General features: G+C 68.8%; 20 protein-coding genes. 16 read left to right on the forward strand and 4 right to left on the reverse strand.

The annotated features are described in order from the left end of the window. The 5 genes from ACRDPS_RS05635 to ACRDPS_RS05655 all read left to right on the forward strand — a co-directional run. A partial coding sequence (locus ACRDPS_RS05635; protein WP_431500648.1) for an ABC transporter permease occupies nucleotides 1-726 on the forward strand: 726 nt, incomplete at its 5' end. Further along, the gene (murQ, locus tag ACRDPS_RS05640) at nucleotides 723-1,643 is read left to right on the forward strand and encodes an N-acetylmuramic acid 6-phosphate etherase (RefSeq protein WP_431500649.1); all 921 of its coding nucleotides are present in this window, start codon (nucleotides 723-725) and stop codon (nucleotides 1,641-1,643) included. The genes ACRDPS_RS05635 and murQ, both read left to right, overlap by 4 nt. Further along, entirely contained in the window at nucleotides 1,643-2,812 is a 1,170-nt protein-coding gene (locus tag ACRDPS_RS05645) for an anhydro-N-acetylmuramic acid kinase (RefSeq protein ID WP_431500650.1), read from the forward strand. The genes murQ and ACRDPS_RS05645 overlap by 1 nt, the downstream gene beginning before the upstream one ends. Further along, entirely contained in the window at nucleotides 2,809-3,945 is a 1,137-nt protein-coding gene (locus tag ACRDPS_RS05650; protein WP_431500651.1) for a serine hydrolase domain-containing protein, read from the forward strand. Before ACRDPS_RS05645 ends, ACRDPS_RS05650 begins: the two co-directional genes overlap by 4 nt. Continuing rightward, nucleotides 3,942-5,546, forward strand: coding sequence for a dipeptide ABC transporter ATP-binding protein (locus ACRDPS_RS05655; RefSeq protein ID WP_431500652.1), 1,605 nt, complete (start codon nucleotides 3,942-3,944; stop codon nucleotides 5,544-5,546). The genes ACRDPS_RS05650 and ACRDPS_RS05655 overlap by 4 nt, the downstream gene beginning before the upstream one ends. A gap of 74 nt (nucleotides 5,547-5,620) precedes the next feature. Here ACRDPS_RS05655 and ACRDPS_RS05660 read toward each other — a convergent pair whose 3' ends face one another. Together ACRDPS_RS05660 and ACRDPS_RS05665 are read right to left on the reverse strand one after the other, a co-directional pair. Further along, nucleotides 5,621-5,980 carry a YciI family protein gene (locus ACRDPS_RS05660; RefSeq protein WP_431500653.1) on the reverse strand — a complete coding sequence of 120 codons (360 nt, stop codon included), beginning with the start codon at nucleotides 5,978-5,980 and terminating at the stop codon, nucleotides 5,621-5,623. Nucleotides 5,981-6,095: 115 nt separating this feature from the next. Beyond that, nucleotides 6,096-6,986 carry a sulfite exporter TauE/SafE family protein gene (locus tag ACRDPS_RS05665; RefSeq protein ID WP_431500654.1) on the reverse strand — a complete coding sequence of 297 codons (891 nt, stop codon included), beginning with the start codon at nucleotides 6,984-6,986 and terminating at the stop codon, nucleotides 6,096-6,098. Nucleotides 6,987-7,168: 182 nt separating this feature from the next. Between ACRDPS_RS05665 and ACRDPS_RS05670 the strand changes: the two genes are divergently transcribed. From ACRDPS_RS05670 to ACRDPS_RS05685, 4 genes are all read left to right on the forward strand, one after another. Next, complete coding sequence (locus ACRDPS_RS05670) at nucleotides 7,169-7,843, forward strand: helix-turn-helix domain-containing protein (RefSeq protein WP_431500655.1); 675 nt, start codon at nucleotides 7,169-7,171, stop codon at nucleotides 7,841-7,843. After that, nucleotides 7,840-8,628 carry a hypothetical protein gene (locus ACRDPS_RS05675; RefSeq protein WP_431500656.1) on the forward strand — a complete coding sequence of 263 codons (789 nt, stop codon included), beginning with the start codon at nucleotides 7,840-7,842 and terminating at the stop codon, nucleotides 8,626-8,628. Before ACRDPS_RS05670 ends, ACRDPS_RS05675 begins: the two co-directional genes overlap by 4 nt. A 107-nt stretch (nucleotides 8,629-8,735) precedes the next feature. Continuing rightward, nucleotides 8,736-10,097 carry a hypothetical protein gene (locus ACRDPS_RS05680; RefSeq protein WP_431500657.1) on the forward strand — a complete coding sequence of 454 codons (1,362 nt, stop codon included), beginning with the start codon at nucleotides 8,736-8,738 and terminating at the stop codon, nucleotides 10,095-10,097. A gap of 113 nt (nucleotides 10,098-10,210) precedes the next feature. Then, a complete protein-coding gene (locus ACRDPS_RS05685; RefSeq protein ID WP_431500658.1) occupies nucleotides 10,211-11,098 on the forward strand; it encodes a bile acid:sodium symporter family protein in 888 nt (295 codons plus the stop codon). Between the two features lie 60 nt (nucleotides 11,099-11,158). Here ACRDPS_RS05685 and ACRDPS_RS05690 read toward each other — a convergent pair whose 3' ends face one another. Then, nucleotides 11,159-11,701 carry a TetR family transcriptional regulator C-terminal domain-containing protein gene (locus tag ACRDPS_RS05690; protein WP_431500659.1) on the reverse strand — a complete coding sequence of 181 codons (543 nt, stop codon included), beginning with the start codon at nucleotides 11,699-11,701 and terminating at the stop codon, nucleotides 11,159-11,161. A gap of 89 nt (nucleotides 11,702-11,790) precedes the next feature. Between ACRDPS_RS05690 and ACRDPS_RS05695 the strand changes: the two genes are divergently transcribed. After that, complete coding sequence (locus ACRDPS_RS05695) at nucleotides 11,791-12,942, forward strand: alcohol dehydrogenase catalytic domain-containing protein (protein WP_431500660.1); 1,152 nt, start codon at nucleotides 11,791-11,793, stop codon at nucleotides 12,940-12,942. Between the two features lie 60 nt (nucleotides 12,943-13,002). On the opposite strand, the gene ACRDPS_RS05700 is transcribed toward ACRDPS_RS05695, so the two are convergent. After that, on the reverse strand, nucleotides 13,003-14,517 hold the full coding sequence (locus ACRDPS_RS05700) for an MFS transporter (RefSeq protein ID WP_431500661.1): 1,515 nt from the start codon (nucleotides 14,515-14,517) through the stop codon (nucleotides 13,003-13,005). 225 nt (nucleotides 14,518-14,742) lie between these two features. Between ACRDPS_RS05700 and ACRDPS_RS05705 the strand changes: the two genes are divergently transcribed. The 6 genes from ACRDPS_RS05705 to ACRDPS_RS05730 all read left to right on the forward strand — a co-directional run. Then, nucleotides 14,743-15,765 (forward strand): ABC transporter ATP-binding protein, encoded by a 1,023-nt coding sequence (locus tag ACRDPS_RS05705; protein WP_431500662.1) that lies wholly within the window; start codon nucleotides 14,743-14,745, stop codon nucleotides 15,763-15,765. Beyond that, nucleotides 15,762-16,763, forward strand: coding sequence for an ABC transporter ATP-binding protein (locus tag ACRDPS_RS05710; protein ID WP_431500663.1), 1,002 nt, complete (start codon nucleotides 15,762-15,764; stop codon nucleotides 16,761-16,763). The genes ACRDPS_RS05705 and ACRDPS_RS05710 overlap by 4 nt, the downstream gene beginning before the upstream one ends. A 4-nt stretch (nucleotides 16,764-16,767) precedes the next feature. Further along, nucleotides 16,768-17,730, forward strand: a complete 963-nt coding sequence (locus ACRDPS_RS05715; protein ID WP_431500664.1) for an ABC transporter permease — start codon at nucleotides 16,768-16,770, stop codon at nucleotides 17,728-17,730. Then, nucleotides 17,727-18,614 (forward strand): ABC transporter permease, encoded by an 888-nt coding sequence (locus ACRDPS_RS05720; protein ID WP_431500665.1) that lies wholly within the window; start codon nucleotides 17,727-17,729, stop codon nucleotides 18,612-18,614. The genes ACRDPS_RS05715 and ACRDPS_RS05720 overlap by 4 nt, the downstream gene beginning before the upstream one ends. Nucleotides 18,615-18,638: 24 nt before the next feature. After that, complete coding sequence (locus ACRDPS_RS05725; protein ID WP_431500666.1) at nucleotides 18,639-20,300, forward strand: ABC transporter substrate-binding protein; 1,662 nt, start codon at nucleotides 18,639-18,641, stop codon at nucleotides 20,298-20,300. Continuing rightward, on the forward strand, nucleotides 20,297-20,493 hold a 197-nt coding region (locus ACRDPS_RS05730; RefSeq protein ID WP_431500667.1), incomplete at its 3' end, for a hypothetical protein. The genes ACRDPS_RS05725 and ACRDPS_RS05730, both read left to right, overlap by 4 nt.

Genomic DNA, 20,493 nt, shown 5'->3' on the forward strand with positions numbered 1-20,493 from the left:
CCGGATCCGGCGGCCCAGGACGTACAGGAGGCTCTGCAGGGGCCGAGCGGGAGCCACTGGTTCGGCACCGACCAGTTCGGCCGCGACATCTTCGCCCGGGTCTGCTCGGGCCTGGCCAACTCGCTGCGGGTCGCCGTCGTCTCGGTGGCCGTGGCCGCGCTCGGCGGGGTGCTGCTCGGGATCGTGGCCGGCTACTACCAGGGGGGCATCGACCGAGTCGTCGGGGTGATCACCAACGTGCTGTTCGCGTTCCCCTCGCTGCTGCTCGCCCTGGCCCTGGCCGCGACCCTCCGTCGCAGCTGGTTGACGGTGGCGATCGCGATCGCGGTGGTCTACCTGCCCATCTTCGCCCGGGTGGCCCGCGGGCCGGTGCTGACGCTGCGGAATGCCGAGTACGTCCTCGCCTCGACCGCCCTCGGCCGCAGCCGGGTCTCCACCCTCTTCGCGCACGTGCTGCCCAACATCCTCGGCATCCTGGTCGTCCAGGTCACCCTGTCGCTCTCCTGGGCGATCCTGACCGAGGCAGCGCTCAGCTTCCTCGGTTTCGGCACCCCTCCCCCGGCCGCCTCGCTCGGCGGCATGGTCTACGCGGCGCAGTCGCTGACCAGCGTCGCTCCGTGGATGCTCTACGCGCCCGGTGCCGCACTGATCCTGGCCGTGGTCGGGCTGAACCTGCTCGGCGACGGCCTCCGCGCCGCGATCGATCCACGAGGAGGCACACGATGAAGGCCGAGGACGCCGCGATGCTCGACGGGCTGACCACCGAGGCTTCGAGCGGCACGAGCGAGGGGCCCGCGATCGACCAGCTTTCGGTCACCGACCTGGTGGGGAGGATGAACGAGCGCGACGCGACGATCGCGGCTTCCGTACGCGCGGCCCTGCCGACGATCTCGGCGACCGTCAGCGCTGCGACCGAGCGGATGCGGGAGGGCGGCCGGCTGATCTACGTGGGAGCGGGCACATCGGGGCGGCTCGGGGTGCTCGACGCCTCCGAGGTGCCACCGACCTTCGGCGTCGAGGACGTCGTCGTCGGAGTGATCGCCGGCGGTCCGGCAGCGCTCGTCAGCGCCGCGGAGGGGGTCGAGGACGACACCGATGCCGGCGCCGCCGACCTGGCCGCACTCGGCGTCGGACCGCTCGACACCGTCGTGGGGATCGCCTCCAGCGGACGTACGCCCTACGTCCTCGGCGCTCTCTCGCATGCCACCGAGGCCGGAGCGCTCACGGTCGGGCTCTCCTGCAACATCGACACTCCGCTGACCCGCGTCGCCACCCATGGGATCGAGGTGCCGGTCGGCCCCGAGATCGTCTCCGGATCGACCCGGCTCGGCGCCGGCACCGCCACCAAGATGGTCCTCAACATCCTCTCGACCGCCACCATGGTGCAGCTCGGTAGGACGTACGGATCACTGATGGTGGACATGCGAGCCGGCAACGCCAAGCTGCGGCACCGCGCGGTCCGCATGGTCATCGAGGCCACCGGAGCCGACGACGAGACCGCGACCGGGGCGCTCGAGGCGACGGGCTGGCACGCCAAGCCGGCGATCGCGACGATCCTGACCGGCCTCTCCCCCGCCGAGGCGGCACAGGCGCTGGAGCTGGCCGGCGGCCGGCTGCGGACCGTCATCGAGGAGCGCGGCTGATGCGGGTGCTCGGGATGATCTCCGGAACCTCCCACGACGGGATCGACGTCGCAGTCGTCGACTTCGACCTCGACGTCGACCGGCAGGCGTTGCGCGCACGGATCGTGCACCACACCTCGATGCCCTATCCGGACGATCTGCGCCGGCGGCTCATCGAGGCTCTGCCGCCGGCGCCGGTCGGCTTCGACGTCGTCTGCGAGCTCGACACCCGGATCGGGCAGTCCTTCGCCACCGCCGCGAGACAGACGGTCGCGGCGGCCGGCGCCGTCGATGTCGTCTGTACGCACGGCCAGACCGCCTTTCACTGGGTCGACGGCGGCCGCGCGCTCGGCACGCTTCAGATCGGGCAGCCCGCATGGATCGCCGAGGCGACCGGCGCGACCGTCGTCTCCGACGTACGCTCCGCCGACCTCGCCGCGGACGGGCAGGGGGCCCCGTTGGTGCCGCTGCTGGACGTCCGGCTGCTGGCGTCCCGGGTCGAGGAGGGAGCCGTCGCGGCCGCGCTCAACCTCGGCGGCATCGCCAACATGACCGTGTGCCGGCCGGGTGCCGATCCGGTCGCGTGGGACATCGGGCCGGCCAACGCGCTCATCGACGCGGTGGTCACCGACGCCCCCGGAGCAGCGACCTTCGACCGCGACGGGGAGCTCGCCGCCGGCGGCACCGTGGCCCCCGTGCTGCTCGACGCGCTGCTGGGTTCGCCCTACTTCGCGCAGCCGGCGCCGAAGAGCACCGGGAAGGAGCTGTTCAACCTCGACTACGTGCACACCGCGATCGAACGCTCCGGGGTGGAGCCGTCGCTTCCCGACCTGGCTGCGACCCTCACCGAGCTCACCGCCGTCTCCGTCTCCCAGGCGGTCACCCGAGCGGGCGTGGAGGTGCTGGTGGCCTCCGGCGGCGGCGTACGCAACCCGGTGCTGATGGGCCGTCTCGGCGAGCTCCTCCCCGGCGTACGAGTCTCCACCAGCGATGCCCTCGGCGTCCCCTCCGACCACAAGGAGGCCGTCGCCTTCGCCCTCATCGGATGGGCGAGCGCCCACGGGCTCGCCGGCAACGTGCCCAGCTGCACCGGCGCGGCCGGTCCCCGCGTGCTCGGCCGGTTCAGCCCCGCCGGCGCGCTTCCCGCTCCGCTCGACGCCTGGCCCGCGACCCTGGTGTTCGAACGATGACCGGCCTGACACCCCTCCTGGCCTACGCCGACCGGCTGCTGACCGTCGGCAGCGACCACAACCACCCGGCCGGCGCAGTTCTCGGGCTGCGTACGCCGAACGGGTCGCAGGTCGTCGCCTCCGGTTGGGCCCAGCTGCCCTCGTCCGACGGCCCCGGGGTGCCGATGCGACCCGACCACCTGCTCGACCTCGCCTCGGTCACCAAGGTCGCCGCGACCACGGCGATCACCATGCGCCTGGTCGCCTCCGGCGATCTGCGAACCGACGATCACGTGCACAGGTATCTGCCCGCCTTCCATCAGGACGGCAAGGACGGGATCACGCTCGAGCAGCTGCTGACCCACACCGCCGGCCTGCGACCGTGGTGGCCCCTCTACGCCGGGGCCGGTGGCAGCCGCGACGAGGCGATCCGGGGCGTCCAGGAGCTCCCGCTGGCCTACCGGCCCGGCACCGGCTGGACCTACTCCGACCTCGGCATGATCCTCCTCGGCGCGGTGATCGAGCAGTCCACCACGCTGCGGCTGGACCAGGCGTACGACCAGCTCGTGGCCGGTCCCTTGGGGCTCTCGGCCCGCTTCGGACCGATCGACCCGGACCTCGCCGCCACGAGTGCGGACAGCGACGCCTACGAGCTCGCCATGCTCGCCACCGACCAGCCGCATCTGGTCGGCCTCCGACCGGGCGACTTCTCCGGATGGCGCGACCATCCCCTCCGGGGCGAGGTCGACGACGGCAACGCCGCGCACGCCCTCGACGGCGTCGCGGGGCACGCCGGACTGTTCGCGACCGTCGAGGACCTGCTGACGTACGGGACCGCCCTGTGCGAGGGCAGCTTCGTGCCGCGCGAGGTGGTCGACCGCTTCGCGCGGCCACACCCGGATCATCCCGAGCAGGCGCTCGGCGCCTTCCTCGGCCAGGCCGGTGAGGTCACCTACCTGCAGCATCCCGGCTTCACCGGCACCTATCTCGCCATCGCTCCCGACACCGGCGTCGTCGTCGCCGGCGGCGCGACCCGACTGCACGGTCCGCTCGGCCCACTCGACCGCAACCCCACCCGACTCCCCGACGTCGTGCCCGGCACCGAGGTCATCTCGGTGCTGCTCGACGCGGCCGATCTGTTGGAGGACCGATGAGTCCCGTCCTGTCCGTGAGCGGCCTCTCGGTCACCTTCGACACCAGCCAGGGACCGGTCCAGGCACTGCACGACGTCTCGTTCGAGCTCGCCGCCGGCGAGACGGTCGCCGTCGTCGGCGAGTCCGGCTCCGGCAAGTCCACGCTCGCCTCCTGCGTCAATCGGCTGCTCGCCGACAACGGCCGGATCACGGCAGGCACGATCACGCTCGGCGACCAGGAGATCACCCGAGCGCCCGACACGGCCATGACCGCCATCCGTGGGCGACGCATCGGCCTGGTGCCTCAGGACCCGATGACCAACCTCAACCCGGTGATGACGGTCGGCGCCCAGATCGCCGAGGCGCTCGAGGTCCACGGTCTCGCGTCCGGGCAGACCGCCCGCGAACGCGCCACCGACCTGCTCGGCCAGGCCGGCATCGACCGTCCCGGCGCCCGCTTCCGCCAGTATCCCCACGAGTTCTCCGGCGGGATGCGCCAACGCGTGCTGATCGCGATGGCGCTCGCCTGCCGCCCCGAGGTGCTCCTCGCCGACGAGCCCACCTCCGCGCTCGACGTCACGGTGCAGCGCCTCGTACTCGACCAGATGACCGAGCTCACCACCGAGCTCGGCACCGGCGTCGTCCTCATCACCCACGACCTGGCCCTGGCCGCCGAGCGCGCCGACCGGGTCATCGTCATGCACCGCGGCCGGGTCGTCGAGAGCGGTGACGCCGCCACGCTCATCTCGGCTCCGCAGCACGAGTACACGCAGCGGCTGCTCGCGGCCGCGCCCGCGATGTCGGAGACCAAGGTCGACGCGGCGGTCGCCGACGAAGTGCCCGAGACCCTCCTGGAGGTGACCGGGGCCGTACGCCGCTACCGGCTCCGTGGCCAACGCGAGCACCTCCACGCCGTCGACGGGGTCGACCTGAGGATCCCCAAGGGACGTACCGTCGCCATCGTCGGTGAGTCCGGGTCCGGCAAGTCCACCGCCGCTCGCCTCGCCCTCCGCCTCGAGCGGGCCGACGCCGGCACGATCCGCTTCCGCGGCACCGACCTGGCCGGTCTTCGGGGAAAGGACCTCCTCGCCTACCGGCGCGCCGTGCAGCCGGTCTTCCAGAACCCGTACGCCTCCCTCGACCCGCGCTACACCGTCGCTCAGGTCATCGAAGAGCCCCTACGGGTGCACCGCATCGGCGACGCGGCCACCCGCCGCAAAGCCGTGACCGAGCTGCTCGACCGGGTGGCTCTGCCCACGGCGTACGCACACCGCCGACCGCACGAGCTCTCCGGCGGCCAACGCCAACGCGTAGCCATCGCCCGCGCTCTCGCCCTCGACCCCGAGCTCGTGGTCATGGACGAGGCCGTCAGTGCCCTCGACGTCCTCGTCCAGGAGCAGATCCTCGACCTGATGGTCTCCCTCCAGCGGGACCAGGGCCTGTCCTACCTCTTCATCAGCCACGACCTCGCCGTGGTCCATCTCGTCGCCCATCACGTCTACGTCATGCAGTCCGGGAAGATCGTCGAGGACGGCGACCCCGCCACCGTCTTCCGCGCCGCGCAGCACCCCTACACGCAACAGCTCGTCGCCGCCGTTCCGCAGCCCCGGCAGACGTCATAGGTGCCGATCCCGCATCTCGCGGAGGCTGATCCGGGCCGAGACGGACCGGATCAGCCTCTGGCGGGCGGCGGCGCCTATTCCGCTTCGGAGACCTGACGCAGGGTGGCGACGATCTTGCACTCCGGCCAGTACGTCGCGTGCAGCTGCGCGAACTCCTGCTGCCCGGCGATCGCCTCCTCCAGGCTGTCGTAGCGCAGCAGCGCCCACCCGCCGACGACCTCCTTGGCCTCGGCGTACGGTCCGTCGACGCGGGTGACCTCGCCCTTCTCCACGACGAAGTTCACCGCGTCCTCGGTGCCGTAGAGACCGCCACCGTCGAGGAAACGGCCGGCTGCGGCCTGCTCCCCGATGTAGTCGTCCATCGCCTTGAACAGGGCCTGCGGCGCTGAGCCGGTTCCTTCTTCCATCCTCACGAAACCCATGAAACGGGGCATGGTGTGCTCCTCACATCTGGGCCAACCGCTTGTCGGTGGCCGACACACGTGCGTCGAATCGCATCCTGCTCCTTCGACACGGGCATCGAAAGGATTCTTCTCAGCGCGGTTTCTTTCAGAGGTTTGCGGGCTCCGGCTCCTGTTCCGCGGCGTCGGGGACCTTGCCGCGGGCCTTGCGAACCGCGATGGCGACGATGACCGCGGCGATGGCCAAGAGCACGCCGTAGGCGGCCACGGACTCGGCGTCGAAGTTGCGCAGCAACGTACGTCCGTTGGTGATCAGGATGATGCTGCCGACCAGGCCACCGAGGATCGGCAGCGAGAGATGCTTGACGAGGTACGCCGCGAACGGGGCTGCGATGACGCCTCCGGCGAGCAGACCGGCGATCACGCGCCAGTCGAGAGCCTCACCCCCGAGGCCGAGTAGGAACCCGACGCTCGCCGAGACCGTGGTGACGAACTCGGCCGTGGAGACCGAGCCGATCACCTTGCGGGGGTGCAGCGTCCCGCTGGAGATCAAGGTCGGCGTGGTCACCGGCCCCCAGCCGCCACCACCGGTGGCGTCGATGAAGCCGCCGAAGAGACCCAGCGGCGCGAGCAGCCCGAGACCGGGGCGGCGCCCCGGGATGAAGACCGGCGGCTTGCCGAAGACGAAGCGCAGGATGATGTAGACGCCCAGAAGCAGCAGGATGCCCGCCACCCACGGCGTGGCGCCCTCGGTCGAAAGGCTGGAGAGCACCGTCGCACCGGCGAACGCACCGATGCCACCGGGGATCGCGATCTTGGCCACTACCTTCCAGTCGACGTTGCCGAGCTTCCAGTGCGAGACGCCCGAGGCCAGCGTGGTGCCGACCTCCGCGAGGTGCACCGACGCCGACGCGACCGCCGGCGCGACGCCGGTCGCCACCAGCAGCGTGCTCGAGGTGACGCCGTACGCCATGCCCAGCGAACCGTCGACCGCCTGGGCCGCGAGGCCGACGAGAGCGAAGATGAGAAGCCGCTCCACGCGAACCTCCTAATGTGAGAGACCGAAGCCACTTGATGTAGTCACTTAATTCACTAGACTATAGGTCATCCGATCAAGAGCCCACGCATCGCCACAGTGCGAGCCCGGATGCCACACGTACTCAACCCGTCGCCACCTCAAGGCACTTGACAGATTAGGTTCGCATAAGAACATAATCTGTCATGGCTACCAAGGACGAGCTGGTCAGCGTCGAGGAGGCATCACGCCTGCTCGACGTCTCGCCCCAGCACGTACGCCGCCTAGCCGACTCAGGAGCCCTGGCAAGAGTCGCGCGGGGCGTCATCGACCGCGCCTCGCTCGATCGATACCTCAACGCGCAGCGCCGCGGGCGCACTCGAGCTTGGGCCGAACAGACCGCTTGGGGCGCCATCGCACTGCTCGCTGGGTCTGATACCGATTGGCTGGGCCCCAGCCAGACCTCCCGGATCCGCCGCACTCTCCGCGATCTGGACGAGCCCTCCGACCTGCTCGTGCGACTGCGTGACCGCGCAAGCACCCAGACTTACACCGCTCACCGGGCCGCACTCTCCCGGCTTCGCGCGATCATCGCGGTCTCCGACCCGACCATGCTCGGCATCGTGGATGCGAACGGATCCAGCCTTGAGGGATACATCGCGGCCGACGCACTCGAGGCAACCGTTCGTGACCTCGCGCTCCAGCAGGCGGCGACCGGCAATGTGACCCTGAGAGCGACTAGGTTCGACTTCGCGCGCGTCGAGAGCATCGTCACCGGGAGTGCCGTGGTCGCCGCCCTGGACGCTGCGACCTCGATGGATCCTCGCATCCGCGGCGCGGGAGAAAGAGCGTTGGGCAGCGCGTTGCGGGCATACAAGTGAGCGCACAGCAGGAACGCCAGACCATCGACGTGTCTGCGGTGGCCGGCGGGTGGCCATCACCCTGGCCGAACGTCGCCGAGCTCGCCGAGGCACTGCCTCGACACAGTTGGACGCTCGTCGGCGGTCTGATGACCCAGCTACACACGATGCATCACGGGCTCGGCGTGCTTCGGCCTACCAATGACGTCGACATCGTGCTCCATATCGAGACCCGGCGCGGCGTCCCGGACGCAACTGCGACTGCCCTTGAAGGCCTCGGCTACGAACTACAGATATCGATCGATCCGCACGCCAACACAGCCCATCGGTTCGTACGCGGGCACTCAGCCGTCGACGTGGTCACCGGAACTCCCGAGCAGGTCGACGTACTCATCGCAGACCATCCCGCCCCGAAAGTGATCGGAAAGCTGCGCGGACGGGAGATCGTGCAGATCGACGGCGGGACCCAAGCCCTCCGGCGGACTGTCAACGCCCGCATCAGGATCGCTCCCGCAACGACGACCACGACCTCGGTGCCGCGACCATTCGGCGCACTGGTCCTCAAGGCTGCCGCATACATCACCGACTCACGAGACCGTGACCGTCATCTCTACGACGCCGCCGCCTTGCTCGCCTGCATCGATGACCCATTCACAGAGCGGGCCGAGTTCGCCGGCTCGGACAAGCGGCGCATCGCGACACTTGCCGAACGTTTGGCTCCAACGCATTCAGCATGGCAGGCACTGGATCGCGTAGCTCGCGATCAGGCCCAAACGGCCCTCAGCATCCTCTCCAGTGCAGAGTGAGGGATCCAAGGACTCTCCTCGGCACCAATTGGCGAGTTTCAACGAACTAGCGGCCGGCTTCCCCGATTCGAGAGTGAGAGGACCAGCACCGGCGTAGCGTCTTGTGCATGTCTGAGGAGACCTGGCATGAGGCGCGGTTGATCCCGACCTCAGGGATCAGTGGCGCGGAGGAACAAGAGCGTCGCGCAACCTCTGCGGTTCTGGCCGTGATGAGTGTCGTCAAGGAGTTCGGCCGGGCACTGCTGGGGCCGCGCGGCGCTCCCGCAGGACAGGTCGAGACGTATATCGAGGTCCCGTTCATGTTGGGTGACAAGCGTTGTTATCCCGACGGTCTGGTCCGAGTGAGTCGTGGCGCCAAGACGTGGACCGCATTGGTCGAGGTGAAGACCGGTAAGAACGAGCTTCAGACAGAGCAGCTGGAGAACTACCTCGACATCGCACGCGACGCGGGTTTCGACGCGTTGATCACGATCAGCAACGAGATCCCAGGCGTGGCTGGACAGCACCCGACCAAGGTGGACAAGCGGAAGCTGAAGAAGGTCGCGATCCACCACTGGTCGTGGTCGTACGTCCTCTCGACGGCCGTGATGCAGAAGGAACACCGCGGCGTCTCCGATCCGGAACAGGCGTGGATTCTCGGCGAGTTGATCCGTTACCTCGAGCACCCTCGCTCTGGCGCGATGGAGCTCGAGGACATGGGAGCAAACTGGGTCTCAGTCAGAGATGCCGTCGTCGCCGGCACGCTTCGCGCCTCGGACAAGGCCGCACCGGAGGTCGCGGCCCGATTCGACGCACTGCTCCAGTACGTCAGCCTCCGCCTCGGCCAAAAGCTCGGAACCGACGTGCTCCCTATCCTGACAAGAAAGGAGCAGGCTGATCCTGGCCTGCGCGCACAAGAAGTACTTGCGCGAATGGTCAGCCAGGCCGAGCTCGCCGGTTCCATCCGCATCCCGAACGCAGTTGCGCCGATCAACATCGTCGCCGACCTACGGGCGGGGCGTATCACCTGCTTCATCGACCTGGACGCGCCTCGCGAAGGGCGACCGACGACACGAGTCAACTGGATGATCCGACAGCTCAAGCACGCACCGGATTCCACCCGGGTCGAATCCTTCGTCGCGAACTCACGAGGTGCAGGAGCAGCCGAGCTCCTCGGGAAGGTGCGCGAGGACCCAACCTGCCTGATCACAGACCCCAAGAAGGAGATCAGGTCCTTCCGTGTCGCATTGTCCGCGCCGATGGGCACCAAACGGGGTCGTGGACGCGGGGCGTTCATCGATTCTGTGATTGACCTTGTGGATGCGTTCTACGGCGATGTCGTACAGCATCTAAGGGCATGGTCGCCCGCAGCCCCGAAACTCCGCGAGGCGCCACCCGAGGAGCGCGCGGCGCTTACGTCGACGGCGCTGTCTTCGCAGGACGGCCCCGAGTCCGCAGCGGTTGCGGAGTCGCCAGGGACCTCGTCCTGATCAAATAGCGACCCAATCTCTCCACATGGCTGTGGAGCGCCCCGTGCGCGTGGTCCACTGTGACGCACGTCTCTCGGGTAGCCGTCCCGCCCCGCATGTTGGAGGAACCCACAGTGAACGATTCGGCCCTGCTCTCGGTCGGTCTCCCGATCGCGCTGGCGATCATCATGTTCGGCCTGGGGCTGTCGCTCACGCCGGGTGACTTCCTCAGGGTCGTACGCACACCGCGGGCCGTCTTCGTCGCGCTGACGCTCCAGATCCTCGTACTGCCCCTGATCGCGTTCGGGCTCGTCGTGGTCGCTGACGTGGACCCGCTGATCGCCGTCGGGGTCATGCTGCTGGCGGCCTCCCCCGGCGGGACCACGGCAAACCTGTTCAGCCACCTGTTCCGTGGCGACGTCGCGCTCAACGTGACACTCACGGCGGTCAACTCGGTGCTCGCCGCCGTCTCGATCCCGTTGATCACGAACGCGGCGATCGGCTACTTCGACGCCGGAGACACTCTCGGCCTGCAGTTCGGCAAGGTCGTCCAGGTCATCGCCATCGTGCTCGTCCCGGTCGGCGTCGGCATGGTGGTGCGCCGCCGGTCCGAGACGTTCGCGGCGCGGGCGGACCGTCCGGTCCGGATCTTCTCGATCCTCGTGCTGGTCATGGTCTCGGTCGGCGCGATCCTCGGCGAGCGCGAGAACATCGCCGACTATCTCCAGGAGATCGGCGTGGTCGTCACGCTGTTCTGCTGCGCGAGCCTCACTCTGGGCTACCTCGGTGCGCGGGCGTTCCGGCTGAGCCAGCCCCAGGCGGTCGCCACCTCGATGGAGGTCGGGATCCACAACACCACCGTCGCGCTCACGATCGCACTCAGCGTTCTGGACAACACCGCCGTGGCCATCCCCGCCGCGGTCTACAGCATCGTCATGTACGTCCTCGCGACGCTCTTCGGCATCCTCATCACGCGATCACGACTGGTCAGGCCCGCCACGCCGCACGACGTCACCACATGACCCGGCCAGAGGCTCCGGCCACGGTCCGGACACGGGTCCCGTAGGCCTCGAGGCCGGCGCTCAGCTGCTCCGAGCGAGCAGCGGTGCGATGCGGTCGACGACCACGTCGAGAGGAGCCGCCGACCTCGTGACACGGGCCGTCATGATGGCGCCTTCGAGGGAGCTGATCGCCAAGGTTCCGAGCGCAGACGCCTCGTGCTCGGAGTGTCCGGCATCGGAGAGCAGATCGACCAGCGCCGCGTGCCAGTCCCCGACGATTCCGCTGACCACCGGGCCGAGAGCGTCGTCGTGATGGACCTCCTGCATCGCGGCGCCGATCGGACATCCGGCGGCGAAGTCGGTGGCGATGAGCTGTTCCCTGTAGTGGTTGCAGACGCCGGCGAAGACAGCGGCCGGATCGGCATCATCGCCGACGGACGCGCGCAGGATCTTCGTGACCGCCCCGCCGGCCCAGGCGAGCGCGTCGGCGATGAGCTCTTGGCGCCCCCCGGGGAAGTGGAAGCCGACCGAGCCGCGCGGGCCGTTGCTGTGTGTCAGCACCTTGGCTACCGACGTACCGGCGACGCCGTGCTCGCGCAGCAGAAGGGCAGCGCTGGCGACCATGCGTTTCCTGGTGTCGGTCCTCGAACCCACTTGCACATTCCTCCTCCACAGAAACTATGCTCTGCTGCATAGCATACCAAGGAGACAGCATGCGTGAGCTCAACCTGATCAAGCCCGGCCACATCGGCTGGGTCGAGAAACCCGATCCGGCGCTCGTCGACCCGACCGACGTGCTCGTCCGCCCGTTCGTCGCCAGCCGCTGCGACGGAGACGCCCTCCCCCTCCATCTTCACGGGGTCAAGCACCGGGCCATGCAGGCCGCGATGACGACCGGCGCCATCGACCCGGTCGTCGGCGACATCATCGGAAGGGATCCGTTCGCCGGCCCGTTCGGCATCGGCCACGAGGCGATCGCCCAGGTCACCGCCGTCGGTGACGCCGTGACCGAGATGCGGGTGGGCGACATCGTCGTCGTGCCGTGGGCCGTGTCCTGCGGCACGTGCTACGAGTGCCGTCTCGGCCTCACCGCGAAGTGCTCGACCTTCCTGCCGACCAGTCCGGGCGCGACACTGTCGTGCTTCGGGTTCGGGCCGATGTCGGGATCCTGGGGTGGTGTCATCTCCGACACACTCCGCATCCCGTTCGCCGACCACATGCTCGCCAAGGTCCCCGACGGCGTCGACCCGCTGCGCGTCGCCTCGGCCGGCGACAACCTCACCGATGCCTGGCGCGGAGTCGCCCCGACGCTCCAGCAGCGCCCGGGAGGTCGCGTCATCGTCATCGGCGGCGGCGCACAGAGCATCGGCCTCTACTCCGCCGGCCTCGCCGTGCTGCTCGGCGCCGAGCAGGTCGACTACTTCGACGACCGTGACGACCGGCTGGACATCGCCGAGAGCTTCGGCGCGACCGTCCACCGGATCGACAAGTCCCGCCGCAAGTCGATCCTGCCTCGGATCACGCAACGCTACGACGTCGCCGTCGAGGCATCCTCGACCGGACAGGGCCTCCGCGACGCCCTCCGCGCGCTGCGTCCGGGCGGGATCTGCACGGGCAACGGCTACTACCTGGGCGTCAACACCCTCCTCCCGGTGATGGACATGTACGCCACCAGCGCGACCCTCCAGGTCGGGGTCTCGCACGTCCGCCCCCACCTGCCGGAGCTGCTCGACTTCATCGGCCGCACGGGATTCGAGGCCGAGCGCGTCACCAGCCTGCTCGCCCCCTGGGACGACGCCATCGAGGCCTGCGGCGCCCACACCACCAAGGTCGTGCTGCATCGCGATCCACTCGATCTGGCCTGAGGATCGGCCGCTCGGGAGGTGCCGGTCGACCAGTCTCGACCGCACCTCCCCGGCAACAGCTCACTCGAGCATCTCCTTCGGCAACCCGATCTCCCGGCAGCGGCCGAGCGACTCCTCCTGGCGGGCCGGCGGTGCGCTCTCGGCATCCCTGCGGCGCGGGAAGGAGTACCAGGCCCCGACAGCGCCGAGCGTGAGCAGGAAGAGACAGACCAGCGTGAACGCAGAGTTGACGGCACCGACACCGTCCGCCGGGACGCTGGCGGCGAGCACGTCCGCACCGAGCCCGAGCGGCAGGAGTGCGGTGAGAAGCGTGAGCGCGATCGCCAGGCTGAGCACGTTGCCGGTGTTCTGCAGCATGAGGCGCGTGGCATTGACGACGCCGAGCGCCTCCTCGGGAGCACGTTCGAGGAGGACCGTCGCGTTGGTCCCGATGAAGAGACCGGTCGCCAGGCCGACGATCGCGAGCGTCGCCATCACCAGCCAGGGCAGCTCGACATGGATCGCGAGCACGACCAGGGCTACGCCGCAGGTGCCCACGATCGATCCCCCGGACATGATCTGGTGCGGCGTCCAGCGACGTGAGAGCCGGCCGAGGGTCAGCGAGGCGAGGATCATCCCGACCGGCATCGGCAACAGCATCATCCCGGCCGTGCCAGGAGCCACGCCCACCACACCCTGGAAGTAGAGGCTGGCGAGCACGATCAGCGGGAACCGCCCGGCACCGGTAAAGAAGCCGGCGAGAAAGAGCCTGCCCACCCGACGGATGACGGTCACGTCGAGCACCGGGGCCGTCGCGCGCCGCTCGACGAGCAGCAGCATCGGGACGACGAGAGCCGAACCCACGACGCACCCGATCACCAGCGGATGGAGCCAGCCGAGGTCCGTCAGCGAGGTGATCCCGAGAGTCAGCAGCACGACGCCGGTCATGATCAGCAGGTTGCCGGGGAGGTCGAGACCGCCGGCACGCCTCTGCGCGCTGGGGCGCGGCAGCAGCAGGTGACCTGCCGCGAGGGCGACCAGGCAGACCGGCACGTTGAACCAGAACACCCACTGCCAGCCGATGTGGTCGACGATCAGGCCGCCGAGGGTGGGTCCGATCAGGTTGGCGGTGGGGAACGACGCGGCGTACAGACCCATCGCTCCTCCCATCGCCGCGCGCGGGAATGCCTGGTGGATCAGGGTCGCACCGTTGCCGATGAGCACCGCACCGCCGATGGCGGAGACCACCCGTAGACCGATCAGCACCTCGACGTTCGGGGCGAAACCGGCGAGCAGGCTCGCCGCGGTGAAGACGACCAGGCCACCCAGGTAGAGACTCCGTTGTCCCCAGACGTCGCTCAGCCGACCGAAGAGGAGCAGGCAGGCGGTGTTCGCGACCATGTAGGAGAGCAGGAGCCAGCTCCCCTCGACCGAGCTCGCATCGAACTCTCTGGTCAGCGTTGGAAGCGCCACGTTGAGCGAGCTCATGTTGAGTGCCATCACCGCGCTGACCAGGCAGACCACGACGAGGGTGGAGCGTGCGGCCGCGGTCACCTCGTTCGACTCGGTCGGCTCGGCTCGCCCGGACTCACTCATGGCACCTCCTGCGCCGAGCGACCCGGCGCCACCTGGGTCGTGCGCCACGGCACGACCTCAACCGAACAGGCGTCCGGGAAAGAAAGTCCGATATCCGGATTGTGACCCTTGACACACCTGTTCGGCGACCCAATGATGAATCTCATCCTAGAGCGTCATTCTAGATTGAGCCACCAACATCGGCGACCGACGTCCGGTCGCGGGACACGAACGGGGAGGGTCAGCATGAGAACACCAACCGGGTCCGCGATCGAGCCGCTGCTGCGCGTCGAGGACCTCCATGTGGAGTTCCGGACCGGCGACGGGACGGTCGAGGCACTCAACGCCGTCGACCTCTGGATCGACGCAGGCGAGACCGTCGCCGTCGTCGGCGAGTCCGGCTCCGGGAAGAGCGTCACGGCGCTCGCCGTGCTCGGCCTGCTCGGCAACGGGCGGGTGAGCGGCGGCAGGATCACCTGGGACGCCAAGGACATCACCGGGGCCACCAACCACGACATGCGCACCGTCCGCGGCAACGACATCTCGGTGATCTTCCAGGACCCGATGACCTCGCTCGACCCGCTCTTCACGATCGGTCACCAGCTCGTCGAGGCCTACCGGATCCACCACGACGTCACGAAGCGGGAGGCCCGTGAACGTGCGGTGGAGCTGCTCGACCTCGTCGGCATCCCCGAGCCCGAGGCCAAGGTCAAGGCGTACCCCCACCAGCTCTCCGGCGGCCAGCGGCAGCGCGTCATGATCGCCGGTGCACTCGCCTGTGACCCTCGTCTGCTGATCGCCGACGAACCGACCACGGCGCTCGACGTCACCGTCGAGGCCCAGGTGCTCGCGCTGATCCGCGATCTTCAGGAACGGACCGGGGTCGGGCTGATGCTGATCACCCACGACATGGGTGTGGTCGCCGAGATGGCCGACCGCGTGGTCGTCTTCTACGCCGGCCAGGTCGTCGAGACGGGCACCGCCGACGAGATCCTCGACCACCCGCAGCACCCGTACACCGAAGCGCTGCTCGACGCGATCCCACGCCGGGACACGCCCCGCGACCAGCCGATGCCGGCGATCCCGGGCGCTGTCCCGCCCCTCAACGAGATGCCGAGCGGCTGCCGCTTCGCCACCCGTTGCTCCCAGGCCGGCCCCGAGTGCGAGGCGCCGCAGCCGCTGCGCGAGGTCGCCGGTCGCCAGGTGCGCTGTTGGCGTCCCGACGAGGCCCGCGGCGCCGACGTATCGATGGCGGAGGTGGCCCGATGATCGTTCCCGACGCAGCTCCCCTCCTCGAGGCACGCGACCTCGTCAAGCACTTCGGAGGCGGCAAGAGCCTCTTCGCTCCGCATCGCCCGCCCGTACGTGCCGTCGACGGGGTCTCCCTGACGATCAGGCGCGGGGAGACCCTGGGACTGGTCGGCGAGTCCGGGTCGGGAAAGTCCACCCTCGGGCGGCTGATCCTGCGCCTGATCGAGCCGACCGGCGGCGCGGTGACCTTCGACGGCCAGGACATCGCTCAGCTGCCCAAGGGCAGGCTGACCCAGCTCCGCAAGCGCATGCAGCTCGTCTTCCAGGACCCGGTGAGCTCGTTCAACCCCCGGATGACGATCGAGCAGATCCTGACCGAGCCCATGGTCGTCCACGGGATGGGCGACCGGGACAGCCGCAGCCGGCGCGCCAAGGAGCTTCTGGACCTGGTCGGTCTCCCGGCGTACGCCCTCGAGCGCTACCCCCACCAGTTCTCGGGCGGCCAGGCGCAGCGCATCGGGATCGCGCGAGCGCTCGCCACCGATCCCGACCTCATCGTCTGCGACGAGGCGGTCAGCGCCCTCGACGTCTCCGTGCAGGCGCAGGTGCTCAACCTGCTCAAGGAGGTCCAACGCGAGCTCGGACTCTCCTACCTCTTCATCGCCCACGACCTCAACGTCGTGCGCTACATCTCCGACCGCGTCTGCGTGATGTACCTCGGCAAGCTCGCAGAGGTGGCCCACGCCGACGACATCAGCGAGCGACCGAAGCACCCCTACTCCCAGGCGCTGATGGCGTCGATCCCCTCCCCCGACGCCCACCACCAGCTGCGTACGCCGCTCGCCGGTGAGATCCCAAGCCCGCGACGGCCGCCGTCTGGCTGTCGGTTCCATCCACGCTGTGGCCAGAGCATCGACGGCTGCGACCGCGATGAGCCGGAGCTGCTGACCATCGGCAGCGACAAGGACGCGCGCAGCGTCGCCTGCCACCTCTTCGACCCCACTCCCGCGAGGTGATCGCATGCTTCTCTATGCCGGACGACGCCTGACGTACGGCCTGCTGGTGCTTGCACTGGTCGCCGTCTTGGTCTTCCTCATCATCCGACTGATCCCCGGCGACGCGGTGCGGCTCCAGCTGGCCGACGCCCCTGGTGTCACCCAGGCCCAGATCGACCAGCGCACCGCCGAGCTCGGGCTGGACAAGCCGGTCCTGACCCAGTTCGGCCACTTCGTGAGCGGGCTGGTCCAAGGTGATCTGGGCACCTCCTTCGAGGACGAGCGCCCGGTCACCACGAAGATCCTCGAGCGCCTGCCGGCCACCCTCGAGCTCGGGCTGCTCGCCATCCTCTTCGGCGCGCTGCTCGGGGTGCCGTTCGGCATGCTCTCCGCGATCCGGCACCACAGCGTGGTCGACAACGTGATGCGCTTCCTCGCAGTCATCGGGATGTCGCTGCCGAACTTCTTCCTGGCGCTGCTCCTGATCACGTTTCTGGCGCTGTGGTTCGGCTGGTCGCCACCGTTGGTCTACCAGGGTCCGACCGAGAACCTCGGTCAGAACCTCATCCACATGCTGCTCCCGGCGATCGCTCTGGGCGCCGCGACGATGGCGAGCATCGCCCGGATGCTGCGCTCCTCGCTGCTTGAGGTGCTCGGCTCCAACTTCATCCGCACCATCCGCTCCCGCGGGGCATCGGAGGGCGTGGTCGTGCTCAAGCACGCCGGCCGCAACTCGCTGATCCCGGTCTTCACCGTGCTCGGCCTGCAGGTGGGTCACATCCTCGGCGGCACCGTGATCCTCGAGCGGATCTTCGCCATCCCGGGGATGGGGTCCCTCATCTTCGAGGCGGTCGGACAGCGGGACTATCCCGTCATTCTCGGCTGCGTCATCTTCTACGGCGCCATCGTCATCCTCGTCAACGTCGTGGTCGACCTGCTGTACGCGGTCATCGACCCCCGGATCCGATACGAAGGAGCATCCGCATGAGCATCGCGATCCCTGGGACCGCGAGGGCGGCCCAGCGACCCCGTGCCCGCGGCGGCCTGCTCAGGTTCGCCACGGAGCAGCCTCTCGGGGCGATCGCCCTCTTCCTGATCACGCTCTTCGTCGCGGTCGCCGTCCTGGCGCCCTGGCTCGCGCCGTACGACCCGCTGGCGCAGGACCGGGTCAACTTCCTGACCGCTCCCGGGGTCGGCGGCCACATCGCCGGCACCGACGAGCTCGGCCGGGACGTCCTGAGCCGGTCGCTGTACGGTGCCCGGACCTCGCTGCTGATCGCGGTGGCAACACTCGCTCTCGGCGGTGCGATCGGGCTGCTCATCGGTGTCGTGTCCGGCTACTTCGGTGGCACCTGGGTCGACTCCATCCTGCAGCGCGTGATGGACGCGCTGATGGCTGTCCCCTCGATCGTGCTGCTGCTGTTCGTGGCCGCCCTGCTCGGCCCGAGCGTACGCAACACCATCATCGCCCTGAGCCTGCTGGTGATCCCGTCCATCAACCGCGTGGCACGCGGCGAGATGCTCCGCATCCGGGAGGAGCCGTACGTCGAGGCCGCCCGATCGGTCGGATGCAGCACCCCGCGGATCCTGATCCGCTACGGGCTGCCCAACCTGATGGCCCCGCTCTTCGTGATGGGCTCGTTGCTCTTCGCGGTCATCCTGATCGCCGAGTCCGCCCTCAGCTTCCTGGGCATCGGCACCCCGCCACCCACCCCCTCTTGGGGCCGGATGCTCAGCGAGGGCCGCAGCCAGCTCGAGATCGCCCCGTGGATGGCCGTCGTCCCGGGCCTGATCCTCTCCATGTCCGTCCTGGCGTTCAACCTGCTCGGCGACGCCATGCGCGACTTCCTCGATCCCAAGCAACGTCGCTAGGCCCATTCACCCAAGGAGTCCGTGATGTCACATCCCATCCCTCGTCTCAAGCGCTCCCCCAGGCGCTCCCCCAAGCGGACCGCCGGCGCAGCCGTCGCCGCCGCCTGCCTCGCCCTGACCGCCGCCTGCTCCGGGACCGGCGAAGCCGCCTCCGGCAAGGGCAAGATCGTCGAAGATGCCGGGCCACCGCAGGACGGGGGCGTCCTGCACACGGCGGCAACCGCCGACGCCCCCTCGCTGGACATCCAGAAGGAGGCGTCGTACATGACGCATGTCGCCGTCGGGACGGTCTACAGCCGTTTGGTCGCGCCCAAGACCGGCAAGGACATCCCCTACGGATCGAGCGAGCTCGAGGGCGACCTGGCCGAGGACTGGTCGAAGTCGGAGGACCTGAAGACCTGGACCTTCAACCTCCGCAAGGGCGTGAAGTTCCACGACAAGCCGCCGGTGAGCGGCCGCGAACTCACCTCGGCCGACGTCGAGTGCACCGTCGACCGGATCAAGAGTCTGCCCGGTCACCAGCTCGGACTGGTCGCCGACGTCAAGAAGCTGGAGACCCCCGACCCGTACACCGTGGTCTTCACGCTCGCCTCTGCCAACACCGCCTTCGACCAGACGATGGCCAACCCGTTCATGGCGATCCTTCCCTGCGAGGGCACCAAGGGCGAGTTCAACCTGGCCGAGGAGGCGATCGGCACCGGACCCTTCGTCCTGAAGAGCTGGAAGCGCGACCAGGAGCGGGTGATGGAGAAGAACCCCAACTACTTCATCGAGGGACTCCCCCACCTCGACGGCATCCAGACCACGGTGCTCCCCGACGCCCAGGCCCAGATCGCCGCCCTGCGCAGCGGCAAGCTCGACATGATCTCCTCGCTCTCGACCGAGAAGCGTCAGGTCGACCAGCTCCTCAGCCAGATCGACGGGCTCCAGCTGCGTACGGAGAAGGGCATCACCCAGACTCGTGTCTTCATGAACGCCGAGAAGGGGCCGTTCAGCAAGCTCGGCGTCCGCCGTGCGGTCGCGCACGCGATCGACAAGGAGGGGATGATCAAGGCACTCCGCTCGGGTGGGACGCTCACCGGTCCGATCAGCCCGACCCTGTTCGGCGCACTGCCCCAGGACGAGGTCGAGGAACTGCTGGAGTACGACCCCGAGAAGGCCAAGAAGCTCCTGGCAGACGCTGGCTACCCGAACGGCTTCGAGGCCGAGCTGGTCGCCACCGACGGTTACGGCGAGACCATCCTGCGCGAGGCCCAGTGGGTCCAGGAGGACCTCGGCAAGATCGGCATCGAGCTGACCATCGACCAGCAGGACTACGCGACCTACGTCAGCTCGACCTGGCCGGAGGCCAACTACGACATCATGTACGGCCTGCAGACCCCGATGCTGACCGCGGACGAGTACCTCACCTCGGAGTACACCAGCGCCGGCACCCGCAACTGGTCCCTGGTCAACGATCCCGAGCTCGACAAGATGGTCGCCGCCCAGCGCGTCATCACCGACGAGGCGCAGCGGGAGAAGGCGCTGCAAGACATCGAGCGCTACATCATGGAGAACGTCTCGACACCGCTGCCGCTGTACGCCTACGACACCCAGACGCTCTACTCCGGCAAGTTGCACGACTACTACCCGCACCCGGACTACTCCTCCCGCGAGCTCCAGAGCATGTGGATGGAGCAGGAGTGAGCAGCGGCCCTCGCGTTCGGGACAACTCGTGCCGCATCGAGGCGATGTGGGACGTCGGCCAGGCCCCGCCGCGACCTGAGGAGCCCGTCGAGGTCACCGGTGGCGTCCACCTCCTGCTCGCGCCGAACGCCAACCACTGGACGTACGAGGGCACCAACACTTGGATCGTCGTCGGGGAAGGTCGGGCCGTGGT

Source organism: Nocardioides sp., assembly GCF_050699375.1.
Taxonomy (GTDB): Bacteria; Actinomycetota; Actinomycetes; order Propionibacteriales; family Nocardioidaceae; genus Nocardioides.